This window comes from Oceanobacillus sp. FSL W7-1293 (genome assembly GCF_037969815.1).
GTDB classification, from domain to species: domain Bacteria; phylum Bacillota; class Bacilli; order Bacillales; family Amphibacillaceae; genus Oceanobacillus; species Oceanobacillus oncorhynchi.
The window spans coordinates 4,695,860-4,720,831 of the sequence record NZ_CP150212.1; the positions used below are offsets into that span (position 1 = coordinate 4,695,860).

Here is a 24,972-nt window from a genome sequence, read left to right on the forward strand (position 1 = left end):
CAAAAGTGTAACCCTTCTCAAAACGGGTATGTATATCTTATAGGCACATATCAAGTTTTACATACACCGTTTGCTACTTCGATGTGAAAGGAGATATCTGAAAATGGAATTTTCTGCACTAACTTTTATTTTGATAGCATTGAGTATTCTGGTGATAGCTATTATTGTTATTCCGCTGGGATTGTTCAGCTACATATATTGGAAGGACAGGCGGCAGTCACAACATGCCATTCTACGTAACTATCCGCTGCTTGGTAAAATAAGATATACCGCAGAAAAAGCTGGTCCGGAGCTGAGACAATACTTATTTGATGCTGATACTGCCGGGAAACCTTTTTCCCGTGATGATTACCGGGATGTGGTGATTCCTGCTAAATATCAGAAAAATATGATTGGTTTCGGTTCTCGACGTGATTTTGAGAAAGCAGACTTCTATGTAAAAAATGCGATGTTTCCCAAACAGCAAGAAGAGCTGGAAGCAGATAATACAAAGCTCATTGATTCCAAAGTTTATGAAGTGAAAGAAGATAATTTGCTAAGCCGGAAAGAAAAATTAAAGGACCAAAAAATGCAGCCATGGCTCTTAAGTGATAAACATGCAGTTGTTATTGGTCCTTCCTGCAGGCAGCCCTTCTGCGTAAAAGGACTGGTCGGGATGTCTGCAATGAGCTACGGAGCGTTGGGAGAGAATGCGATTACCGCTCTGTCCAAGGGGATTGGCATGGCTGGCGGTTCCTGGATGAACACGGGAGAAGGAGGACTCTCCGATTACCATTTAGCGGGAGATACTGACATCATAGCCCAAATTGGACCTGGTCTTTTTGGCGTTCGTACAAAATCAGGTGCTTTTAACTGGGATTTATTGAAAGAAAAAAGCGAAATCCCACAGGTTAAAGCCTTCGAATTAAAACTTGCACAAGGCGCAAAAACACGCGGCGGGCATGTGGATGCAGAAAAAGTAACGGAAGAAATCGCTGCTATTCGAAATGTCACTCCTTATCAAGAAATCGATAGTCCCAACCGTTTTAACGAGTTCGATGACGTCCCATCGATGTTCTCTTTTATCGAGCAGATTCGGAATCATACCGGTCTTCCAGTCGGCGTTAAACTAGTCATTGGCAGCCCGCACGATTTAGAAGAGATGGCCAGTTATATGAAGGAAACCGGTGCTGGACCGGATTTCATTACTGTAGATGGATCCGAAGGCGGAACAGGAGCAACCTTTCAAGAGCTTGCAGACAGCGTCGGGCTCCCTATAAAATCAGCAATCACCATCGCTAATCAGACGTTAAAAAAATATGGGGTTCGCGACCATGTTACACTGATTGCTTCAGGAAAACTTTTTACTGCAGATCGAATCGCTGTCATTCTTGGTATGGGTGCAGACCTTGTCCAAATTGCTCGGGCATTTATGATTACAGTCGGCTGCATTATGGCACAAATTTGTCATACAAATCGTTGTCCTGTGGGTGTAGCAACAACTGATCCCAAGCTGCAGAAAGCTCTCGTCGTGGATGAAAAAGCTTATCGGGCTTTGAATTATCTGGTCACCCTTCGTGAAAGCCTGTTCCGTATTTCCGCAGCGGCAGGCGTCACTACTCCGACGGACATTCGTGCATCACATATTCAATATAAGGATGAATATCAGCGGGTATGGTCGCTGGATGAATTAATTGATAAAGAAAGCTTCTCTGTGACTTTATAGTCCCAATCGAACTGCCTGCTCCATGTGCTGTTTAAAATAAATAAAAAGAAGCTCACAGCTGAAATAATAATTTTCCGTGAGCTTCTTTTTATTTATGCTTAACCATTTCTTTAACTCTATTGCAAAATAAACACACCATCGTCCATTCATGTGAAGCTAGGCAGACCTCATCTTAAGCAACTTCTTCATACGTAATCAGATAGCGATTTACCTTTATTAAACCAGTTACTTATGGTGCAGCTTCCCCGCTATTTTCTCCACAAAATAATCTCCAACTTCTGAAGTACTATGCTTTCCTCCTAAATCCGGTGTGAGTACTTTCTTTTCATCAATTATTTCTTTTATCGTATCAACAACGATACTTCCCCATTCTTCCTCACCAAAATGCTCTAGCATTTGCGCAACCGACCAAATGGCTGCAATTGGATTAGCAATCCCTCGCCCGGCGATATCAGGTGCAGAGCCATGAACCGGCTCAAACATGGAAGGATAATCTCTTTCCGGGTTCACATTCGCCCCTGTCGCTAGCCCCATTCCGCCAGTAATTGCAGCGCCGATATCTGTCAAAATATCTCCAAACAGATTAGAGGTTACTACAATTTCAAAACGTTCCGGCTGCATAACAAAAAACATACTTGCCGCGTCGACTAAATAGGATTCTGTTTTAACATCTGGATATTCTTTCCCTACTTCTTCAAATACCTCATCCCAGAAAACCATTGAATAATTCAGCGCATTCGCTTTACTGATACTTGTCAGTGATTTTTGTTGCTTACGCGCTTCCTCGAAGGCATATCGGATAATCCGTTCTGTCCCTTTCCGGGAAAAAACACCGGTTTGCAAAACAACCTCTTCTTTTTTTCCTTTAAATAACCAATCCCCGGCGCCGGCATATTCCCCTTCACTATTTTCCCGGATAACAAGGAAATCAATATCTTTCTCCGATTTACTTTTAATCGGCGTCAGCTCTTCATTTAATAACCGCACCGGACGCAGATTCACATATTGATCAAAGCCCTTGCGAATTTTCAATAATAGATCCCAAAGTGAAATGTGGTCAGGAACCCCAGGATAGCCTACAGCTCCGAGATAAATCGCATCAAAATTTTCTAATTGCTCTATCCCATCATCCGCCATCATTTTCTGATGTTCTAAGTAATACTCACAACCCCAAGGAAAACGTTCAAATTCAAAAGAAAGTGTATCATCCAGCTTCTCGATGGCCTGCAGCACTTTTACACCCTCTGCTACAACTTCCGGTCCTATTCCGTCTCCCGGAACAAGCGCTATTTTCCATTCTTTCATTAAAAACCCTCCACCCTATCGTTAATCTATTCATTTTACCTTAACCTAGCCTTTTCCAAGGTAAAAATCTGTTTCCATTCCTTTGCCGCTCAAAAAAGAGATGCTATCTATCAGAGCAAGATATGTAGTTATTATACCACTTGAGAATACGTTTACATAATAAAGTAAGATAATCCTTGTTTCTCTGATCACACATTTTCTGAACGATGATAGAATATATAGATAAATAGGATTTTAGTTTTTTTATTTGTTGTAAGATGAAATACCAAATGAATTGCAATCAGATACCGTCTTATATAATGGAGGGAATAAAAATGAGTATTCTATGTATCGGCCAAGCTGTTTATGATATAACTTTTCCTGTCGACACACCAATTGTTGAAAATCAAAAATACCGTATTCCGCAACGAATAGAATGTATGGGAGGACCAGCTGCAAACGCGGCTTATTTGTGCGCCCTATGGGGAAGCAGAACGTCACTTATCAGTCGTATTGGAAATGACTTATTTGGAAAGAAAATTCTAGAACAATTAGAAAGCGCTGGGGTCGATGCCTCCTCTTTAAAAGTAGATGATCAGCTGGCTACCAGCATCAGCTCCATTATAGTTAATCAAGAAAATGGACATCGGACCATCCTTAATACGCCTTTGCCTCCAGAAAATTACGAGCCTGATTGGCCAGACCATTCACCCAATGTGGTTCTTATGGACGGATATGAAAAAGAATGCGCTCTTCAAGCATTTCAAAAATACCCAACAGCTATTACGTTAATGGATGCCGGAACGTTTAAACCGGAGCTTTTAGATATTATTGAAGCTGTTGATTATCTTGTCTGTTCGAAGGATTTCGCCTATCAATATTCTGGGATAGCGATTGATATGAATCATAAAGAGACCTGGCGGGACACTTTTTCAAAACTGGAGAAAATCAACCCAAATACTATCGTGGTAACGCTGGGGAGTGACGGAGCTATGTATAAAAAGGAAGATACAATCTATTACATTCCTGCATTTCGTGCAGACACGGTGGATACTACTGGAGCAGGGGATATATTCCACGGTGCTTTTGCTTATTGCTTAGAGAATCATTTTTCGCTAAAAGATACGGTACGGATTGCTTCGCTGGCAGCATCGATTTCTGTTGAAACCCTTGGCGGACAACTCTCCATTCCGAGTTTGGAAAGCGTGAGAAATAAAAGAGATGAGTTAGGTTTGGAGATGGATATCTAATCGCCTTCTATTGGATATTTTAAAAACGGTTAAGACAGGATATGAACTGCCTTAACCGTTTTTATTTCATGATGCATGCAGCTTCAACCAAGCTTGATGATGATTACTTGCTTAACGCTTTCCGGATCCTCGCTATCTTTCCTTGATCCATCCCTTCTTCAAATGACTGATTATACCTGACACCACTGCCAAAATGATATTCCTTCGCTTGAATCACTTCATGCAGAGTAGCTATATTCTCTGCATTCAGACCGCTTCCCGGCAAAATATTTGGTCCTTGCAATTTGCTCTGCAATTGAACCAGTTCAAGCAGCATATCCTTTCCGTCAGTACAATCCGCTGCACCGCCAGAAGTTAGGATTCGCTTAATATTTTTTCGATAAGGTACCAGTGTCCGGTAAGCTTCTATTTGATTGCGAGTTTCATCAAAAGCACGATGAAACGTCACATCCAATTCAGAGAAATCGCTGAATAAATCATCTAAAAAGACAGTATCTATTGTTTTATGTTCTGTCAGCGCACCAATTACAATCCGCTTATACCCCATCTCATAGAGTAAAGAAATATCCTTTTTCATTGCCAATTTATCTTCTGCACGATACATAAATCCATAAGGATGCGGTCTAATCATTACTTGAACAGGTATTTCTACGCTATTCATTACGTGGTGGACCGTTCCATAAGAAGGGGTCAAGCCGCCTAATTCAATCGCGGAAACCAGCTCTAATCTTGTGGCACCAAGCTCTTCAGCTTCTTTTGCATCTGCTGCATTTTGAACGATACATTCTATCATGTTAGAGGTCCTTTCTGTGTTTTGTTGTGGGTTTATGCGGGTCATTTAATGATTGCCTTATACCTTCTTCTATAATTCAATTTAAATAAGTATTTTGCTTTCACAAACAGCGTTAACATCCGCTGTACTAACTTCATGCCGTATTCTCTATATATAATAAAAATGTTTCTTAGTTGTTTTTAAATGTAAACTGGAGTTATTTACTTCTTCAAATGGTTATCATCCATTGTAAATCCTTTAACAAGGTATTCATTCAAACGTTCTGTAGCCCACTGACGGAACTGGGTGCCCCGATGGGAGCGAACACGATAGCCGATGGCGATAATCATTTCGAGATTGTAATGCTTTGCTTTATAATTTTTACCGTCATTTGCAGTTGTCAAGTTTTACTTGACAACTGCATTTTCATCTAATTCCCCTTCTTCAAATATTTTTTATGTGGAGACTTATATTTTGTTTTGTTGATTGATACAGCTCAGCAATTGCCTTTTGCGTCATCCAAACCGTTTCATTCTCTAATCTGACATCTATTTTTGTATTTCCTTCTTCGGTTTGGTAGATTAAAATATTGGATTCATCATTATTCATTGTTTCTGCTCCTTTCGCTTCGAGAGTAGGAGAATTTATTATTCCTATACAGTGATACAAAATTCCAAGATAACCTTAGATGTATAAAACAGTCTTTTTTAATAGAGTATAAAGTACTTTGTTAGATCATTTATTAATATATCTACACGTTGATTTTAAGTTCTCTCAATAACATATATATCTATTCAATTATAGCATCAGAGCTATACTTTGGTAGCAATATGGCCTCATCTATACATCAAAACTATTTTCACAATAATTTATTTTATCTATATAAATTGAAATTAATATTTTAACTTTTGCACATTAAAAAGTCACTTCAATTCAGGAGTTAATCGTTCCTTTGATAACTCCCTTAACAGAGAATAGAAGGTGAAGTGTAAAGCGCCGCTGCGGCGGACCGTTTTGCTTTCCTAGGGGCACGCTCTTCAGCTAACTTTTGCCAAGAAGAGCACTTGGCAAAAGTGGATCTTCAGATGGTGCTGATCCCTCAGGAGTCAAAACGGTCCGCCTCCGCTAGTAAGATATTCTATACGTGAAAAAACAACTCATCAAATAGATGTTTGATCCGATAGAACATATTTTTCAGGCTGCGTGGTAAAATGTTCCGTCAAGATTACTTTCTGTGCATAAAAGCTATTCCCTGTAGTTCATATTCATGCTGTCATGATTGGTTGTTCAGGCGAAAGCTGCTATTTCGTCCAGCTCATTAAAATCTTATTTCTTTCATTCGCTGTAGAATCCTATCAGAGCGCAGGCCAACCACGCAGACTCCTATGGGAACAGGGCGAGCTGAAGATCCACTTGAAAAGCGGTCTTCTTTTCAAGTTAGCTGAAGCCGTCCCCATGGAAAGCGGAGTGGTTGGCCGGAGCGGAGCTATGCACCATCACCCATTCCAAAAAGGCCGGATATTTCATCAAAATACAAGCATGGTAATGGAGAACATGTTCACCCTGGAATAGCAAGATATATATGCTTATTCTTAGGTGCGAAAGTTGAGTTAATATTAATAGCTGCCACTTCAGAAAAACGCTACACTTTCCTTGTTTTTCTGTAGCTAGTTACTGTTTTCAATCATCATTTCATCAATTTTATAAGAAAACAAAAGTGTAATTTCTTTCTTCAATTTATCTAGGTATCGATATATTAATTCGGGGATGAATGAGGAATAACTTAGCTTAGAAAGGGTAAAGTTTGGCAGTTCTTCATATAAGTACGATTCTAAAATGTATCTTGCTTGTGATTTTACTAAACTCTACAAGGGATTTAACTGTTTGATCGTCCCACCCAGTCTAATTTCAATCTTAAATGTAATGCGCTTCGTGAAATCACGTACATTTGATATTTAATAGAAATAGAGCGCATAAATCACAGCAGAGTTAAAAATAGCTGTGCTCACTATTTTCACAAAACAGTGATGACACAGCTATTTTTTATCTTAACAATCCTATTTTCATCACAAACCTAAAACATTTTCACTCCCCAAGCCGACGATCAATCTCCCTAATAACCTCAGGCAGCTCACCCATAGTCCGTATCGTAAAATCAGCCCCGCATTCTACAAAAGTCTTCTCTACCTGAGCAATCCGTTCCTCCTGCTCCGCTTCAGATAACGCATCAAATTCTTCCTCACTTAACCCCATCTCCGAGCTTCCGATAACAACAGCAACAACCCAAACACCAGCATTTAACGCCTCATCGATATCTGGAATCGTGTCCCCCACTTTGACGACATGACGAGCGGCTGTTAATTTCAAAGCTTCCATATTCCGAAAAATCATATATGGATATGGTCTTCCCATTCCGCTTGTCCCGTCTACTGTCATATAAAAATCTGGATGATATCCCTTTTTCTCTGCTTCTGGAGCAACAATATCCATCATTTTTTGCGTATAGCCGGAGGTAGAGCCAATTTTCAGGCCTTGGTTTCTTAATTGTTCTATCGTTTCCAGCACCTCTGGTTTTGGATCTGTGTACGTAGCTAATGTTTCTAGGAGAGCAGCTTCAAAGCCAAGATATAAGTTCTCTACATCTTGTTCTGTGAACTCCTGACCGTACTTTTCGTTCCATAATGCTGTAATTCTCGGCATAGATAGCATCGTCCGAATATGATCAATCTTTGTTAATCCCATTGGTTCTCTTGCTTCTTCTACGGTAACTTCAATGCCCGCATTTTCAAAAACTGTTACAAATGCATGTACCGGTGCAAAGCAGCCAAAATCAATCGTTGTACCTGCCCAATCAAATATAATGCCTTCTACTTTTTTCATTTTACCACTGCTCCCATATATTGTTGGATGACATTGCATAATCTTTTTATATCCTCTTCATAGACTTCTCCGATATTGCCTACCCGGAATGTATTTATTTCTGTCAATTTGCCTGGATAAAGTACAAAGCCTCTTTCCTTCACATAATGATAAAAATCTTCAAATTCAAATGTTTCGTTTGGAAATAGGAATGTTGTAATAATTGGTGACTGTCTTTCATCTGGGATGTACGCTTTAAATCCAAGCTGTTCTAACCCCTCCCGCAGCAGCTGATTATTACGCTGATAGCGCTGGAACCTGGCCGGTGTTCCTCCCTCCGCCATTAATTCATCGATAGCTTTAGAAAATGCTGCTACTACATGGGTTGGCGAGGTATAACGCCATTTTCCGTCCTTATTCATTTCCTTCCACTGATCATATAAATCTAAGGACAGACTGCCTGCATTCCCTTCACAGGCCTGTAATTTATCCAATTTCGCAATAACAAATCCAAATCCAGGCACTCCCTGAATACATTTATTTGCGCTGCTGATCAAGAAATCTATTCCTAACGCCGGAATATCCATCTCGATACCTCCGAAGCTGCTCATCGCATCAACAATCAGTGTTTTCTGATAAGCGTTAGCAAGTCTGGAGACCCTTTCCAATGGATTCAATATGCCGGTCGTTGTTTCACAATGCACCATCACCACGTGCGTAATCGCAGCATCATTCTCTAAAATGTACTTTAACTCCAATTCATCGGGGTAGGCATTGTAAGCAACATCGTAATGCTTATAATGTAAACCGATATAATCCGCCATTTTCACGATTCTTTCTCCATACGTACCATTCGTGATAATCAATGCTTTATCCTTCTTGTTTATCGCTGTTGTCATTACCGATTCCACTGTAAACGTTCCGCTTCCCTGCATCAGTACTGTTGTATAATCCTCTGGGGAAGCCTTCGCAAGCTGAAGCAGCTGCATCCGGATTTTCTGGGTGATATCCTTGTAATCCTGATCCCATGTACAACGGTCAAAGAGCATTTCCTCTTTCACCGTATTCGTGGTTGTTAATGGACCCGGCGTTAATAATTTATATTGTTCCAAAAAAACATCGCTCCTTGTTTACAGATTAGGGAGGTTTTTAATTCTGTAACCCCTTGTGATTTCCTAAATAACTTCATTTCATTGCCTACTTGGCAGAGTTAAAGAATGCTTGATGCTGTTCCAATAGTTCTACATTTAATGGCTGGTCAAATGTTTTAGGTTGCGCCGGTTCATGTGTTTCATCAACCGTTTCTCCTTCATAAAGTGCTACCGGATAATAAGTTAACAGCTCTTCTCTTGCATCTGTTGAGATGACCTCTGCCATTTCCATTGCTTTTTGTGATTTTTCATCATCTTCCTTATTTACAACTGCTGCTGCTTCAGTCAGTGAAAAATTCCCTTCTGTCGGATCAACAAAATCAATTGGTGCTCCAGATTCCTTCGCTGCAACTGCCTGATGCCTCAATCCGAACCCGGCAGCAACTTCCCCTGCCTGTACTTTGCTGATTGGACCTGAACCAGAGCTTTCCAGATGGGGCCCGACATTCGCAATTAAATCCTGAAGAATTACTTTTCCTTCCTCTTCTCCATATTCACTGATTACCGCCTGTACCATCAGCCACGCTGTAGAAGAGTCCTCAATGTTCGGAATCGATACAAGACCTTCATATTCAGGCTTTGCTAAATCGGCAATACTCTCTGGAGCTTCCAAACCATGCTGTTTGAGTACTTCCGTATTTACAAAAATAGCACCTGTATTTCCTAAAACCGGCGTATAATAAGATGGGTGCTCTTCTAATGCCTCTGTTTCAAAGGTTAAATCCGCAAACATCTCATTCTGTTCCTGGGCACTGTCCAGGAAATAAGAGCTCATGGTAACCACATCTGCTTCTATTTGATCTCCTTCTGCCAGCAGCTTACCTCCCAGTTCAGATGTACCTTGCGATTGCAAAATATATTCTCCTTCATAGCCTGCAGCGTCCAATGCTGTTTCCATTGCTGCGGTTGCTTCCTCATCTGCATTGGTATAAATCACAACATCATCACTTCCTTGTGCACCGCATCCCGCTAAGGTAAACGCTAAAGCCATTCCTGTTCCGATGATCGATTTTTTCATGGTGTTCAACATGTTTTCCCCTCACTTCTTATAAATTTCTGCTCTTTTTTGAAGAACTTCACATACCGATCTAACTAATAAATTGGTTAAGAAAATAAGCACCGATAAAACGAATATTTCATTGAACTGGGCAAAATGCTGCAGTTCATTAATTTTACTTGCGACAACCGTTGTCTGAGCGGATACCAGAAAGATAACACCGCTGATTGTAACCATTGCATTCATAAAATAGTAGCTGAACATCTCTAAAACGGTAGATATGGAGTTTGGCAGAATAACGCGATATACCGTTTTGACCCAGCTGTCCCCCAGCAATTCTCCGGAGGTCTCCCAGCCAGGATTCATTTTTGTTAAGGCATTTTTCGCCATTAGATAGGGCGTTGTAAAGTAATGCATGATATTACATAAAACAATAATCAGAAAGGTTCCTTTTAAACTGCTCCCATTAAAGAGCAGCAAATAGGATAAACCAAGAACCATACCAGGCACTGTATTGGTAATCATCGAAAAGACATCGACGGTTTGCCTCCCTTTTAATTTGGTACGCGCATTAAGAAGCGCTGACCCATAGGCGATAACCGTTCCCAACACTGCTGTTAAAACTGCAACAATCAGTGAATTTCTATAAACTGATATAAGGTCATTGGACTGGAAAACACCAGTGATATGATCCCATGTAAAGCTTAAATCGTAAGGGAAAGCCGTCACAAACGGTGCAATAAACATGACTGCAAATATAGAAAGCATCCCCAGCAAAATAATTACAGAAATAACGCCATAAAAGCTGTCTCTAAATTTGCTTGGCGTTAATTCTGTTTCACTGAACTTATCATAATGAAAATTAAATCTCTCCAGATAGTTCAACAGAAAAATTCCAATCACAGCCGGAAATAACATCAGGACAGCAATCACAGCACCTTCACTAAAGTCGGGAATCGATCCAAGCATCGCTTGATAAAGCTGTGTGGCAACAACATCGTAGGTACCGCCTAACGATGCCGGGATGCCAAAGTCTGTGAAACTGAGAATAAACGATAAAACAAACGCTCCTCCCAGGGCTCCTAGCAATGGACGAGTAACGGTGTTCCAAAAACTTCTTAAGGTTCTGTCGCCCATTAGCTTCGACACAATGATAAACTTTTTATCGATATACTTAAACGAGTTATGAATCAATAGAAAAGCCGCTGGCAATGTATAGATGACATATCCAATCAGCAATCCATTGAAGCCATAGATTTCAAATAGATTTCTACCAAAAAGCTTTGTCAGTAACCCCTGATTCCCAAAGGTGTACATAATAGCAAACCCGTAAGTAATCGTAGGAATCAGCATGGGAATAAGAATACCGATTTTGACAGCACCCTTTAAAGGCTGATAGATTTTTGTACAATTCACTGCATATGCTAAAGCAAATGCCAGCGTCGTTGTGATAATCGCTGTAACACCGGAAACCTTGAAACTATTTCCGATTGCATGGATTAAGGCATCATTGGACAAAGATGCTATATAATTTGAAAGCCCTATCCCTCCATCTTCCGTCATAAATGAACGAAGAAATAAAACAATCAATGGAATGAACAGAAAAGCAAAAAAGAGTAATAGGATGATGATAAAGATAATCCGTATTTCTGGTTTTGCATTACGCATACTTTTCACCAAACAGATGAAAGATATTTTGCCGTTTGATTTGAAGCTGTCTCAGGATAAACTCCTTTACAAAATCATTTTTCGGCTGGTTAATAATTTCAAATGGTGTTCCAAACTGTGAGATATTTCCCTGATTTATAATCAAAATCTTATCGGAGATTGTTAAAGCTTCCTCCGGGTCATGCGTCACAATAATTGTTGTCAGATTAAATTCCTTGGCAATCGACTTAATCCTTTCTTTAATCGATTCCTTAATCACACCATCTAACGCACTTAACGGCTCATCCAAAAGCAGCAGCTTCGGCTTCGTTACAAGCGTTCTTGCCAAGGCAACCCGCTGCTTCTGTCCTCCTGACAGCTCGCCAATTCTCTTTTTCAAATGTGGCTTCAGCTCTAAGAAATCAATATATTCCCTGACCTCCTCTGCTGACGCACCCTCTTTTTTATTGCGTAATCCATATACAATATTTTCATAAGCATTTAAATGTGGAAATAACGCATAATCTTGAAAGACAATATTAAAACCGCGATTTTTCATAGCTACATGACTTAGATCCTCGTTATTAAAAACAACTTTTCCCTGATCAATCTTGGTTAACCCCAAGATAATATTTAATAAAGTTGTCTTTCCGCTTCCACTCGGTCCAAGCAGCGATACAATTTCACCGCTATTAATTGTAAGGTCGATATTTTCTAATACAACTTTCTGGTCGAATTGTTTGCTGATATTTTGTAATTCTAACAACATGACCACCTCCTCTGAGTTACCCCCATCATATAAAATAAGTATTAAGATAAATCTGTTATTTTATTAAGAATATGTAAATTATATATAAATTAAGCATAATTTGTGCATAAATAATAACTATATATTTTTATACTTATGCATGTTTCATTCAATTTTTTGTAAAAACCGATTGATTATCCTGCAAATTATCCGTAAACTAGCTTTAAAGAATAGACTAATAACAACGTTACATGAGGAGGATAAAATGCTTCCAGTTGAGAGACAAAAGAAAATAATTGATTTGTTAACAGTTAAAAAAGTACTGAAAATGCCTGAGCTTCGGGAAGAAATGGGAATTTCTATTGATACATTGCGAAGAGATATCAGTGCGCTTGCCGAACAGGGAAAAATCAAAAAAATATACGGCGGCGTCAAATTGGCAGAACCAAAGTTTGGTGAAGTTTCTATGGAAGAACGCATGATCAGCCATCTAGAGGAAAAGACAGCAATTGCAAAAACATGCGATGAACATATCGAGGATGGAGACTGTATTTATTTGGACAGCGGTTCGACGACGTATCAAATTGCAAGGTATATTAAAGAGAAACGAAACCTGACTGTAATTACAAACTCTGTCCCTGTCATACTTGAATTAATGAACAGCAATGTCGAGCTCATCGTTATTGGGGGAAAGGTCAGAAAGAATGAACGCTCTGTTGTCACCTATGATTATTTATTTAACTTTCACCAATTGAACATACAGAAGGCATTCATCTGTGCAAGCGGCATTACCATGGAAAAAGGAATTTCAGATTACAACGTGGAAGAAGCACTTGCCCGTAAAAAGATTATTGATATTTCTCATGAAGTCTATGTTGCCGCGGACAGTTCAAAATTTGGAAGGAATGTAACCGTAAATATTGCCGGACTGGATGAGATTGATTATGTTGTGACGGATCAGAAAGCGAGAGAAGAGGTGATAAGGGGATTTGACGAGGTTAAGACAGAGTTGATTATTTCTAAGGAATAACTGAAAGCACCTATCAGCATGAAACGTCCAAATGCAATTTGATAGGTGCTTTTCCCCTGACTACTATTCTAATTCTCCAATCTCAGCTAAACAAGAATCCAGCACATCCCTATCCAGACTCTCCCAATCAAATTGCTCCATCAGCGTTTTTTCAGAACTTCCCTTAACAGCATCCTCTATTAACATAACATCATCATCCCCTATAGAAAATCTGGCGACGATATTCGTTTCTGTAAATAGCGTTTCCTCCTGTTGTCCCCATTCCTCCTCCAGCAGAGAAACATCCAGATCTTGAAAAGGAAATGCTTCAAAAAGCATATCTATACCGTCCCTCTGTAGACATGCATTTAATAAATCCGTTTTCATTTTATTATTCTGATTCAGCGGCTGCATATTCTCCCCCTCATCATTCCGCTGCTCTGCTATAGACGACGTCATATTCTTAAGTGGAAGGATACCGTTTTTCTCTGTCAAAACCATATAAAAACTGCTCGCTACTAAAACAAAGCTAATGAATAATAAACTTGCTGTGCCAGATGTAATTGCCTCTTTTTTTATAAAAAATAACCTGCTGACTACAACTGATAAATAGATGATGAATGCCATTAATCCTGCTGTAAGCAAAAGGATTGGCCAAATATCCATTCCTCTCTCCTTTCTCCTCGCAGAAGCATGAGGGGAGTACTTTTATAATTCGCATCGATTAACCTAATACAATTATACTATATTACAGGTTAATTATTTCATTATTTTCATAAATAAAGCCTTTGTAATCACAAAAAATACACAGAACAAGGAGGATAAACCCAAAAATGTATCTATTTTTGATGATTTCCATCAACTAAAAAATAATGACTCCTCCGCGTAAAAACAGCAAGCAGAGAGAGTCATTATTTTTCATCCTAATCGCTCATCCTATTTCATTCCTCTGGAGTCAACCTCAGCTCCAGTCCCGAAGTTTCATCCAGCCTCGTCTCATGATAATTTCCTTCCACCCAGTCACTCATTTGATCCTGATACCATTCACTCTTAAAATGACCATCCTGACCTGGACCGACAATATGATATCCGGCATGCATATCGTTCGTATCTATTACAAACCGCCAGGAAGCACCGTGGTCGACCTCGCCTGTTTCGGAATGATAGCTGGCAGCCATAGGCGTCATGCCGCTTCCTCCAACAGGTAAAGCATCCTCACGATTAAAGAAAAACGCTAAAAATGGGCTGATGCCTGATAATGGATGGTTAAATTGCACTTGATGATAATCGCCCCATGCCCAGGCAGACATATCTTCTCCATGTTCTTCTGTCAGTTTTTCTACAGTTGTTTTCAGAGAATTTGCCAACACCTCTTCCAATCCGCCATTTTCTTCTATCCAAATGGAATCCTCTCTATGAAAAGCTGTGCGCAATAGATTTTCCGTTGCTTGGGATTGTATGGAAAATAAACCTCGCATGGTGCTTGGTATTTCTTGACGGTAGATACGATTTTGAATTTCCCGCATCCAACGTTCAAAGATAAGTGGCTGCGGTGCGTCCTTATCCATAACAAAATCCCAATTAACCAATAATTGTAACGCATCCTGCTCTTGCTCTGTTAATGCTTCACCAGCTAGCACGTCTTGAAATAAAGGAACAAATTCCCGGGCTCTTAAATCGGTCTGGTCCATTTGCAAATTCTGCATTTCTTCTACGGTAAAATCATTCCCTGATTCCAGCACCTCCGCAATCCGCTCATAGCGATAAGGCTGTGCCCACACATTACTGATATGATAAGGATAATCATCTGGAGCAACCTTATTATTAGCCGTTGCAATAAAACCTTTTTCCGGATTAACAACCGAAGGCAATTCATCGAATGGAATAAAGTCCTGCCACTCATTCTCCGCTTCCCAGCCATTCAGCGGCAGTAAAGCATCTTTCCCGTCTTCATAAATAGGAATTTTACCATTTGCTTTAAAGGCGATTGTGCCATCATTCGATGCAAACACAAAATTCTGTGCGGGAACAAGGAACTTCTCCAGCCCCTCTTCAAATTCCTTCCAATCGGCAGCACGATTCATTTCCATGATTGCTTCCAATTCGGTACTAGGATCCAACGCCGTCCATCTTAAAGAAAGCACTGTATCCGCTCCGGTATCTTCCGCAAATTCCGAAACAATTGGACCATGACGTGTTTTGGTGACTTCATAATCAATGGTTTCTGCGTCTTTTACTTTAATTGGTTCTTCAATCATTACTGCTTCTTCCCATTCATCCTCGTATAAAAATTCATTTGGGTTATCAGGGTTACGCTTTTCAATATATAACTGCTGTACATCTGGTCCTGTATTGGTCACGCCCCAGGCTATCTGGTCATTATGACCAAGAATAATCCCTGGCACCCCGGCAAAAATAACACCGCCCACATTCAACCCGTCATGAGATTCTAAATGCATCTGCAGCCAAATCGACGGCGTAGCAAGCCCAAGGTGCGGGTCATCTGCCAATAGCGGCATACCAGATGCTGTTTTATCTCCGCTGACCACCCAATTATTACTGCCATTAAACGGATGCGGAATAACTGCATCCTCAAAGCTCGCCGCAATATCCAGCTCATCCTCTTGGATGATTGTCGGTCTGTTTTCCGGATAAGCAGGAAATAACTCATATGCCTTTTCTTCATCATATTTATTCAACAAATAATAATTAAAAGCCTGCTGCTCCCAGTGTCCGCCAAGATCAAACGCCATAAATTTTCCAATCGTTAACGAATCCACCGGCGTCCATTCTTCCGGTTCAAAGTCCATTAATGTGAATTCAATCGGCAAACTGTTATTTGCCTTCGCTTCTTTCATATACGCATTTACCCCCTCGGCAAAGGCTTCCAGAACTTCTATTGACTCATCTGAATACACTTCATACGATTCCTCCGCTGCTCTCCTTAATCCCAGCGTTCGGAAATACTTATCCTGATTGACCGCATCCTCGCCAACGACTTCACTCAACGTCCCGGATGCCTGTCTTCGAGAGAGCTCCATTTGAAACATTCGCCGATCTGCCTGAATATAGCCCTGTGCAATATACAAATCACGGGCGTTATCTGCTCGAATATGCGGAACCCCGTCTTCATCGGTTATCACCGTGACTTCATTCTCAAGGATGGAAAGCTCCATCGTCCCCTCTGTGGTTGGCAGCGATTTGTTTATGTATCCGTTTACAAACAAAGCAACAGCAAGACCCAGGACAATAATAAATCCTAATATACCAATTGATATTTTCTTTTTACGGAATCTTTTTTTCTTAGATAATGTTTCGTAGGCTTTCTTTCTCTTTGCCAATTAATAAATCCCCCTTTGCAGCACATGGTTAAATATCCCTCTTTAAAGAGAATCATAGCATGATGGATTAGTATGTCAAGACTTCTATAATGTGGAATATATGCAACAAGCCTTGGGGTTATAACAGGTATGTCTGTTTTGAAAATGAGCTATCCTAAAAGATATACAAAAAGAGAGCCAAACAAATTCAGCTCTCCCCCAAAACGATATGGCATTCCATTCCCCAACAAATAGAATGCCAGTTTTTCATCAAAGTTCATTCAGCTCATCAAACGTTACCTCTACATCAAATACCCCGTAAGCATATGGTCCAAGCTCATAGTGCTCGTAATGAAAGATAATTGAATCCTCCGTTAGTACAAAACGCTGAAAATTATCCCATTCCGGCTGTGTTGCTTCTTCCAGCATATCTAATTCCGGACCCTCATTTTCCAGCTTACTATATATTAAATCACCAAGATTGCTCAGCTGTGATTCATCCTTCACGAAATCTTGAATAGTTAATTCCTTATGATTCTTTAAGTCATAGTTAAAAGGATGCTGATAAAAGAACGGATGCGGTCCGCCAAAATCCATGACCTGCATAAACATAAGGGATACATATTCGTCTGTTACTGTCGGTTCTTCAAAAGAAAGACTTTCTCCTCCTTCATACGAAATTTCTGCAAGCTCTTTTTCATTTTCCTCAAACTCCGTCTCAAATTCTTCAAAATACTTCATGGCTTCCATCTCAATCGCTTTATCTGCTTCTTTTATGCCAAACACTGGATATTCTGCAGAAATCTCAGTCCACTCTCCAGCTTTTTCTATCTTTTCGATTTCATATTCTGACGATGCTGGTGACAGAAATGCTGCATCATCCTGCTCTTCACCAGTTATTTCAGCTTCATCCGTTCCCGTCTCTATGTCGGTTTCTTGCTCATTCTCATCTGGCCTGTCTTCCTTTAATTCTTCGTCAGCTTCTTGACTTTTAACATCAGCTTTATTTCTCTCTGGTTCTTCTGCTTTTTGATCTGCGTCATCTGATATTTCTTCTTTTTCCGTCACTGTTTCACGTGAATCATCCGCTGCAGCTTCCTGCGTCTCCTTGCTGGTAGGATTATTATTGCTGCTGCATCCCACCAGCCCCAAAATAAGTATAGCAAGCCCTAGAATAATACATTTTTTCTGCATTACTTTTTCTCTCCCCATATGATATATTGACTGTGCTTGAATTGAATATTCTGCCTTATTTAATAATACCTTTTATTTTACCATAACTAGACATGTGTTCGGACAGCAACTTCTTGGTGTATCGTAACTTTTCAATGATGAAAATGCGTACAGGAGAAAAGATTTAAAAGTCCGAGCATACCACATAAAATAAGCAATAGGAGCGTCTCCACTCCTATTGCTTATCTAATAGAAACTATTTCAACTCTGGCCAGAACGCTTTATTCGCCTCAATCAAGTCATCTAAAATATCTTTCGCTACTTTGGCACTTGGTACCGTTTTAGATAAGGTGATCGCCTGCCATAATTTTTGGTAAGAGCCCTCTTCAAACGCTTCTACTACTAATTTTTCTACGCCTACCTGCTGCTCCATCAGGCTTTTTTGGAATCTCGGAATTTCACCGACAACCAGTTTTTCTGGACCATTGCTGCCAACGATACAAGGAACCTCTACCATTGCAGTCGGATCAAAGTTAACGATGGCTCCATTATTTTCTACAATCATCAGCATACGCTCTTTTGTATTAAACGCAATTGCTTTTGCCAGATCAACGATGTAAGAAGCATGGTCATCCGTTTCAAGCTTCGTATCCTTTGCACTTCCTTTATCAATAATTGCCTGACATTCACCGAATACAAATTTCTCCCGGCCTTCCATTACTTCATTTGCGCGTGTATGGTTTTTATCGGAATGTGCTACTTCATAATCAGGGTATAAATAATATTTTAAATACGTGTTAGGTACTGTTGCTGCATCTAATGCTTGTACATCTTTCGCCTTTTTAAATGTACTGTTCCAGCTTGCTTCTTCTCCAGGGATATCCTGTCCGCCCATAGTATATCCATACTTGCTGACATGCTCTGTCACCTGAGGCATCAAGCTGTTTCCTTCTTTATCACGAATATCTGTCCACCAGCCAAAGTGATTCAGGCCATAATAGTTTACTTCCATCTCTTTACGAGAGGATAACCCTAAGCTTTTAGCAATTAATTCTTCAATCCCAATCGGCATATCGCAAATATTTAAAATCTTAGAATTCGGTCTTAATTTGCGTGTCGCTTCAGCAACAATGGCGGCCGGATTAGAGTAGTTCAGCATCCAGGCATCTGGGGAGTACTTTTCCATATAATCGACCAGTTCCAATACTCCCGAAATCGAACGCATCCCATAAGCAATTCCGCCAGGACCACACGTTTCCTGTCCTACCACTCCATGCTTCAATGGAATCTTCTCATCCTGTTCACGCATCGCATATTTGCCGACCCGGATATGTGCCATTACAAAATCAACATTAGTAAATGCTTCTTCTGGATTGGTACTAGCCAGCAAACTCACTTCCGGTGCACGTTCTTTTAATAAAATCTCACATGCATCTGCAATTGTTTTTTGTCTGTCTCCATCATTATCATAAAGTTTGATTGTATCAATCGGGAATTCTTCCAGATAGTCCAGCAGCATCAAAATAATCCCCGGTGTAAATGTACTTCCGCCTCCAGCAATCGTAATGTTAAATTTTTTCATTGTAAAACGCCTCCTGATATATTTTTAAAGTTTTGTTTCAAAGGAATCTCTCACTTGCGGTACACTCAGGCCTACAATGACCTGTATACTTTGGCCGCTTTGAGCTATTCCATGAGCCATCTGATTTTTGGTAAAGTAATCATTTCCTTTGACCAAGTCAGGGTCCTTCACTGTGACACGCAGACGTGTTGCACAGTTGGTAACATCCTTAATATTTTCTTTGCCGCCAAGTCCTTCTAAATAATAGACCGCCTTCTCTTCATATTCGGAATCATATGTTGCAGCTGCAATTTCTTGATCTGCACCACCTTCATCTTTTTTAGCATTTTGATAATCCTGTTTTGTGTACAATTTAGCCTCCTCATCCGTTTTCCGACCTGGCAAGGCAATATCGAACTTCACAATAATCCACCTGAACAGGACAAAGTACAGTGCTACAAAGATAAACCCGATAATCGCTTGGACTATATAAATCCCTCCATGATTAGAAGAGAGCGGAATCCAGTTCAACGCAGCTATCTCAATAAATCCGGAACCCATCATTCCAACCACACCAAACATGTTCATAATCGTAACCATGGTCGCTCCAAGAAGCGCATGAATCACAAATAGGTATGGTGCGATAAACAGGAATGTAAATTCAAGCGGTTCAGTAATTCCTGCAAATACGGCTGTTAACGTTGCTGGCAATACGAGCGCAAGAACCTTCTTACGATTCTCTTTCGGTGTAGAATAGTACATTGCCAGCGCAATACCCAGACAGCCAAACATCTTAATATTCCCTTGCATTAAGAATCCATATGGATAAAGATCCTTTAATGCTGCGGTTGAATTAGAAAACTCATTTAAGTGAGAAATCCAATATGGTTTTAAGCCTTCGTTGACAGCTGCCGGCCCATATTCAAACGGTGTATAGATAAAGTGATGCAGCCCTGTTGGAATTAAAACGCGTTCCAGGAAATGAAACAGCCAAACACCGATATAGCCTGCCTGTGTAATGAATCCCTGTAAGGAACCAATCCCCTGCTGAACATATGGCCATACCAATGCAATAAGGAAAGCAAACGGAATCATAACGAAAAATCCAATAATGGTAACGAATACAAGCCCCTGGAAGATACCCAGCATGTCAGGTAATTTCTTATCATAAAAACGATTATGAATCCAAATCACGATACCAGATATGGCAATGGCTCCAATGATATTTGTATCTAATGTCGGAATGCCGGCAATCTCTTTCACACCTGTTAAATTTTCAACACCCTGGGATAAATCAACACCAAACGTCGATGGCCAAAGTGTCAGAATCGCATTGATATAATTATTAAAAACAAGATAAACCATCAATGCCGCAAGTGTTGCACGTGCTTGCGCTTTCTTTGCAAGTGAAATCGGCAAACCAATCACAAAAGCCAATTCCATGTGATCAAAAATCGTCCACCCGCCACTTTCAATAATAGTCCAAATGTTATACCACATTGTTCCTTCTTCAGCGATGCCTCCCATAATAGCGGGATTTTTAAATAACGTTGCCAGTCCAACAACAATACCGAAGAACGCAAATAAAAGAACGGGAACAATCATTGCACTGCCAAACCGCTTGATTGCATTCATAAACAAAAACTCCTTTGTTTTAATCTCTAATTCCAATATATAGGGAGCGCTTTCAAATTCCAATAGGTTTGACGCATTCAGAAATAACGTAGTAACATTAGATTATATTTTCATAGAGTGAAAACATTTTCATTACAGGGAGATGAATCAAATGATTCTGGATAAATTGGTGAATGAATACTACGAAGACTTGAATGAGAATGATCTACATATCGTTAATACCATTCACAACCATCTTGATGAAATGAAAGCGATGAAAATTCAGGACTTGGCAGATTATGCCCATACCTCAATCTCTTCCATTCATCGGCTGGCTAGAAAGATTGGGCTAGATGGTTACAGTGATTTGAAATCCTATATTAAATTAAATATTTACACTGAAGATACTTCCCAGGATTTAATGGAATTGCTGAACCAGGATATACAACAGACCATGAAATATATGGAACAGTTAAATTTCCACAAGTTAAATGAGTTGATTGACGAAGCAAGTTTTATCTATATTTATGGTACGGGGACGGCTCAACAGGATATAGCCAATAACGTACAAAGACAGTTATGGTCTCTCCATAAGAAGTCTCTCATATTGCGAAGTGAACGAGACTTAACAGATGGCATTGATGAATTTGGGGAAGAGGACCTTATATTTATTATTTCTTTATCTGGAGAATCGAAAAATCTGGACGAAATCATCCATATGTTCAAAACAAGAAATATTAAATATATCAGCGTAACGACATTGCGAAATAATTTCCTGGCACAAAATGCCATGTTTAATATCTATGTAAACAGCACACCGTTTTATTTATATAACAAGGTAGACAACTCCAGTTTCCTGCCCTTTCATATTGTTTTTGATATTATTGTCCGGAAATTTAGCGAGTGGAAGATGGAGCAGCAAGAGGACTAATCGTTTATTTAAAAAAGCGCAAAGAAAAGCCTCTCATCTGCCTCAATAATTCAGAGGTAAATGAAAGGCTTTGTCATAAATAGAGATCCGTTTTTTAAAGTAATTCAACTTTAACACCTAAGAATAAACATATATATCTTGCTATTCCAAAATGAACATGTTCTTCATTACCATGCTTGCATTTTGGTGAAATATCCGGCCTTTTGGGAATTGGTGATGGTACATAGCTCCGCTCCGGCCACCCACTCCGCTTTCCGCCACAGCGGCGCTTTACACTTCGCCTTCTATATCTTTGTCAAGGGGGTTATTAAAGGAACAATCAACTCCTGTTTCTATAGAAATGAAGTTACTTTTTAATATGCGAAAGTTGAGTAATAAATAGATTACAGCTTTACAATAGCCTTTGTAATCCCATAATCCCCATAATTCTCCAAAACATCTGGTACTTCCTCTAAACGCAGCGTATGTGAAATCAGCGGTGTAACCTGCACTTTTTGTTGATTTAACAAGGAAACAGCTTCTTCTACTGTAAAAGGATTGATAAAGGATCCGGCCATTTTTAACTCTTTGCTGAACACATCAAAAGCAGGGAATTCCACAAGTGTTTCTGGGGACGGCACTCCAAAAAGAAGCACCTCTCCGCCTTTTCCAGTTTTACGGATACCTGCCTCTATGGTCTGTTTTTTACCAATACATTCAATCACGAGATCATACTCTGCCTCTATCTGATCTGTCGATTGAAACAGATGGGCTGCTCCCAAATTGCTTAGCTGTGCATGTTTAGTTACATCAATTTCACAGACATCGACTTTAGCAGGATTCTTTAGCTGAACAGTCTGTAAAAATAAAGATCCAATGAACCCTCCGCCAATAATCAATACCTTCGTATGTGCCTGAATCTCGCTGATTTGATGAAACCCATGAAGTACACAGCTTAATGGCTCTGCCAAAGCACCAACTTCAAATGGCAGCTCTTTATCTAAAAGATGGCAAGCAGCCTCAGGAACAGCACAAAATTGTTCCATCCCGCCATTTCGCGTTACTCCAACCGCTGAGAGGTCTTCGCATAGCTGTACCCTCCCTTGGCGGCAATACGTACATTTACCACAATAAATATTTGGATCCACAGCAACATGGTCTCCCACTTTTAAGCCGGAGACAGATGCACCTATCTCAACAACTTCTCCGGAAAATTCATGCCCTAAAACAATCGGAGGTGTGACTTCAGCGGAACCTGGTTCCCCATGAAAAATATGTACATCTGTCCCGCAGATTCCGCAATATTTCACTTCAATCAATACTTCTTCAGGCTGAAGCACTGGTTTTTCAATTTCTTGAATAGCCATATCCTCTTTTTCTTTCAACAATAAAGCTTTCATACATACACGCTCCTTTTGATTCTAATTCTCATCGTATTTTTTAATGTGGAACATACAGGTTTTAATAATAAGCTTCTAAAGATTTTCTCTTCCAGCTAGTGTAATGAACCAGCTCAGTTCGAAACTATTATTTCAAAATATGAAAGCAATTACAACAGCTGCCTGTTTTTCTTAAAGACAGGCATGCACATAAAATGCTTGATGATAAAACAAAAGACCTATCCATACACAGGAGAAAAATAATAATTCTTTCCTGTTATGAATAGGGCATATCAAATAAAAGACCAGCTTGAAAAAAACGGTCTCTTTTTTATATCATTTCGACAGGGATTCCTTCTCTTTATTCTCATCCTCTTCGTTCTCTTTTTTCTTCTTCAGCTGTTCATGGCGCTGCCGCTGACGATAGCCATACGTCGCATTCAGCACAACCTCCTCATCCTCTAACGCTGTACCAAGCGCACCAATTACGGTGGATACACTGGCAGCAATCCAAGCAATATAGAAGTAATTAATTAAGCCAGGGTCACTCGTAAGCTGTTCCTCCAGCATTCCCATTGGTATAAAAACAAATACGCCGACGAGGAATAAACAGAACAGCATGACGTAATAAATACAAACGGTAATAAATAGCGTTAAAAAAGTTATTGCGTTATAAAGCCTCCGTGTGTAATCATTACTCTGATCCCGCTTCCTCTCCCATAATCGGTGAATCAAAATAATCCAGAGCGTCATCGCTATGACAGAAAATACGGTAAGCAAACACATCCTGAAAATCGTATAATGCTCGCTTAACAGCCATAATGTCGGAAAAACCAGCGCATAAGAACCCGTGGCAAAAGCAATAGTCAGGATTTTCAAAAATGCGGGAAACATATTCCATGGACGGTTTGCCCGCACCATTCCTCCCAATAAGCGGATAGTAATACTCCCTCTGCGCCCCACTGTAAAACGAACATCCATATATTTCTCTTCATTATCATCTGGTGCCTCACGCTTAATCGGCGTCAGCCAGCCAAGAAATCTGTTCGTCATCAGATTTTTGGAATCATCTACATCCACATCCTTGTGCTTGCTGCGCTTTGATTCAATCCGCTCTGCAGAACGCTCTCTTGCCTCATCTGAGCTCCCATAATACATTTCGTTGACCAGCTGCATGATGGATTCCCGCAAACGTCTGATCATTAAAGTAGAACCGAAGCTGGGCATGCTGATCAGTGCGATATTTTCATCTTCATTTGCCTCCGCAACAATCATGCGCTTCTCTATAAATAAAGGAATGTCAGTTAAACAAACAGCATAATCCCATTCCTTTTCTTCTTTCTTTTTCTTGGTAGCTTCTAATATTTCCTTTGACTTCGCGCCACCGCCAATTAAAGGGTCTTCTATATAATCAATTTTCCAATCAATTTCTTCCTTTACATAATAACCCAGCAACGATGGCAATTCTTCTTGCAACCTTGCCCCTATCTCATTTGGATAACCTGGTGCAGTTATTAGACCGATATATCTTGTCGTTTGGCTCAAGTTGGATTCACCTCGATTTATTTTTTGTCGCTTTTGTATATCTATGTA

Annotated in this window: 20 protein-coding genes; 4 read left to right on the forward strand and 16 right to left on the reverse strand. The window is 39.9% G+C overall.

The annotated features are described in order from the left end of the window. Positions 1-103 precede the first annotated feature (103 nt). Positions 104-1,705, forward strand: a complete 1,602-nt coding sequence (locus MKY65_RS22470) for an FMN-binding glutamate synthase family protein (protein ID WP_339180977.1) — start codon at positions 104-106, stop codon at positions 1,703-1,705. A gap of 225 nt (positions 1,706-1,930) precedes the next feature. Here MKY65_RS22470 and MKY65_RS22475 read toward each other — a convergent pair whose 3' ends face one another. Next, complete coding sequence (locus tag MKY65_RS22475) at positions 1,931-3,010, reverse strand: tartrate dehydrogenase (protein ID WP_339180978.1); 1,080 nt, start codon at positions 3,008-3,010, stop codon at positions 1,931-1,933. Between the two features lie 314 nt (positions 3,011-3,324). On the opposite strand from MKY65_RS22475, the gene MKY65_RS22480 reads away from it, so the two are divergent. Continuing rightward, positions 3,325-4,239 (forward strand): PfkB family carbohydrate kinase, encoded by a 915-nt coding sequence (locus MKY65_RS22480; protein WP_339180980.1) that lies wholly within the window; start codon positions 3,325-3,327, stop codon positions 4,237-4,239. A 103-nt stretch (positions 4,240-4,342) separates the two neighbouring features. Here the strand turns inward: MKY65_RS22480 and MKY65_RS22485 are convergent, their stop codons facing one another. From MKY65_RS22485 to MKY65_RS22520, 8 genes are all read right to left on the reverse strand, one after another. Beyond that, on the reverse strand, positions 4,343-5,032 hold the full coding sequence (locus MKY65_RS22485; RefSeq protein ID WP_339180981.1) for a copper homeostasis protein CutC: 690 nt from the start codon (positions 5,030-5,032) through the stop codon (positions 4,343-4,345). Between the two features lie 200 nt (positions 5,033-5,232). After that, the gene (gene rhuM, locus MKY65_RS22490; protein ID WP_339180983.1) at positions 5,233-5,415 is read right to left on the reverse strand and encodes a RhuM family protein; all 183 of its coding nucleotides are present in this window, start codon (positions 5,413-5,415) and stop codon (positions 5,233-5,235) included. 40 nt (positions 5,416-5,455) lie between these two features. Further along, positions 5,456-5,620, reverse strand: coding sequence for a hypothetical protein (locus MKY65_RS22495; protein ID WP_339180985.1), 165 nt, complete (start codon positions 5,618-5,620; stop codon positions 5,456-5,458). 1,476 nt (positions 5,621-7,096) lie between these two features. Further along, on the reverse strand, positions 7,097-7,891 hold the full coding sequence (gene phnX / locus MKY65_RS22500; protein WP_339180988.1) for a phosphonoacetaldehyde hydrolase: 795 nt from the start codon (positions 7,889-7,891) through the stop codon (positions 7,097-7,099). Continuing rightward, a complete protein-coding gene (phnW, locus tag MKY65_RS22505; protein ID WP_339180989.1) occupies positions 7,888-8,982 on the reverse strand; it encodes a 2-aminoethylphosphonate--pyruvate transaminase in 1,095 nt (364 codons plus the stop codon). The genes phnX and phnW overlap by 4 nt, the downstream gene beginning before the upstream one ends. Positions 8,983-9,067: 85 nt before the next feature. Further along, a complete protein-coding gene (locus tag MKY65_RS22510) occupies positions 9,068-10,051 on the reverse strand; it encodes an extracellular solute-binding protein (protein WP_339180992.1) in 984 nt (327 codons plus the stop codon). 9 nt (positions 10,052-10,060) lie between these two features. Continuing rightward, positions 10,061-11,686: an ABC transporter permease subunit gene (locus MKY65_RS22515; RefSeq protein ID WP_339180994.1), complete on the reverse strand. Its 1,626-nt coding sequence runs from the start codon at positions 11,684-11,686 to the stop codon at positions 10,061-10,063. Next, entirely contained in the window at positions 11,679-12,431 is a 753-nt protein-coding gene (locus MKY65_RS22520; RefSeq protein ID WP_339185351.1) for an ABC transporter ATP-binding protein, read from the reverse strand. Before MKY65_RS22520 ends, MKY65_RS22515 begins: the two co-directional genes overlap by 8 nt. Before the next feature lie 247 nt (positions 12,432-12,678). Here MKY65_RS22520 and MKY65_RS22525 point away from each other — a divergent pair, with 247 nt between their 5' ends. Next, positions 12,679-13,443, forward strand: a complete 765-nt coding sequence (locus tag MKY65_RS22525) for a DeoR/GlpR family DNA-binding transcription regulator (RefSeq protein WP_339180997.1) — start codon at positions 12,679-12,681, stop codon at positions 13,441-13,443. 63 nt (positions 13,444-13,506) lie between these two features. Here MKY65_RS22525 and MKY65_RS22530 read toward each other — a convergent pair whose 3' ends face one another. The 5 genes from MKY65_RS22530 to MKY65_RS22550 form a co-directional block, all read right to left on the reverse strand. Further along, positions 13,507-14,088 carry a hypothetical protein gene (locus MKY65_RS22530; protein WP_339180998.1) on the reverse strand — a complete coding sequence of 194 codons (582 nt, stop codon included), beginning with the start codon at positions 14,086-14,088 and terminating at the stop codon, positions 13,507-13,509. Positions 14,089-14,363: 275 nt separating this feature from the next. After that, positions 14,364-16,763 carry a penicillin acylase family protein gene (locus MKY65_RS22535; RefSeq protein ID WP_339181000.1) on the reverse strand — a complete coding sequence of 800 codons (2,400 nt, stop codon included), beginning with the start codon at positions 16,761-16,763 and terminating at the stop codon, positions 14,364-14,366. 249 nt (positions 16,764-17,012) lie between these two features. Further along, positions 17,013-17,936 carry an RsiV family protein gene (locus MKY65_RS22540; RefSeq protein WP_339181001.1) on the reverse strand — a complete coding sequence of 308 codons (924 nt, stop codon included), beginning with the start codon at positions 17,934-17,936 and terminating at the stop codon, positions 17,013-17,015. Positions 17,937-18,171: 235 nt separating this feature from the next. Further along, positions 18,172-19,497, reverse strand: coding sequence for a 6-phospho-alpha-glucosidase (locus tag MKY65_RS22545; RefSeq protein WP_339181003.1), 1,326 nt, complete (start codon positions 19,495-19,497; stop codon positions 18,172-18,174). Positions 19,498-19,521: 24 nt separating this feature from the next. Further along, positions 19,522-21,111 (reverse strand): alpha-glucoside-specific PTS transporter subunit IIBC, encoded by a 1,590-nt coding sequence (locus tag MKY65_RS22550; RefSeq protein WP_339181005.1) that lies wholly within the window; start codon positions 21,109-21,111, stop codon positions 19,522-19,524. A gap of 151 nt (positions 21,112-21,262) precedes the next feature. Between MKY65_RS22550 and MKY65_RS22555 the strand changes: the two genes are divergently transcribed. Continuing rightward, positions 21,263-22,021 carry a MurR/RpiR family transcriptional regulator gene (locus tag MKY65_RS22555; RefSeq protein ID WP_339181007.1) on the forward strand — a complete coding sequence of 253 codons (759 nt, stop codon included), beginning with the start codon at positions 21,263-21,265 and terminating at the stop codon, positions 22,019-22,021. Positions 22,022-22,404: 383 nt separating this feature from the next. Here the strand turns inward: MKY65_RS22555 and MKY65_RS22560 are convergent, their stop codons facing one another. Together MKY65_RS22560 and MKY65_RS22565 are read right to left on the reverse strand one after the other, a co-directional pair. Next, complete coding sequence (locus MKY65_RS22560) at positions 22,405-23,400, reverse strand: zinc-dependent alcohol dehydrogenase family protein (protein ID WP_339181008.1); 996 nt, start codon at positions 23,398-23,400, stop codon at positions 22,405-22,407. Between the two features lie 315 nt (positions 23,401-23,715). Beyond that, positions 23,716-24,924 carry a hypothetical protein gene (locus MKY65_RS22565; protein WP_339181011.1) on the reverse strand — a complete coding sequence of 403 codons (1,209 nt, stop codon included), beginning with the start codon at positions 24,922-24,924 and terminating at the stop codon, positions 23,716-23,718. Positions 24,925-24,972 lie beyond the last annotated feature (48 nt).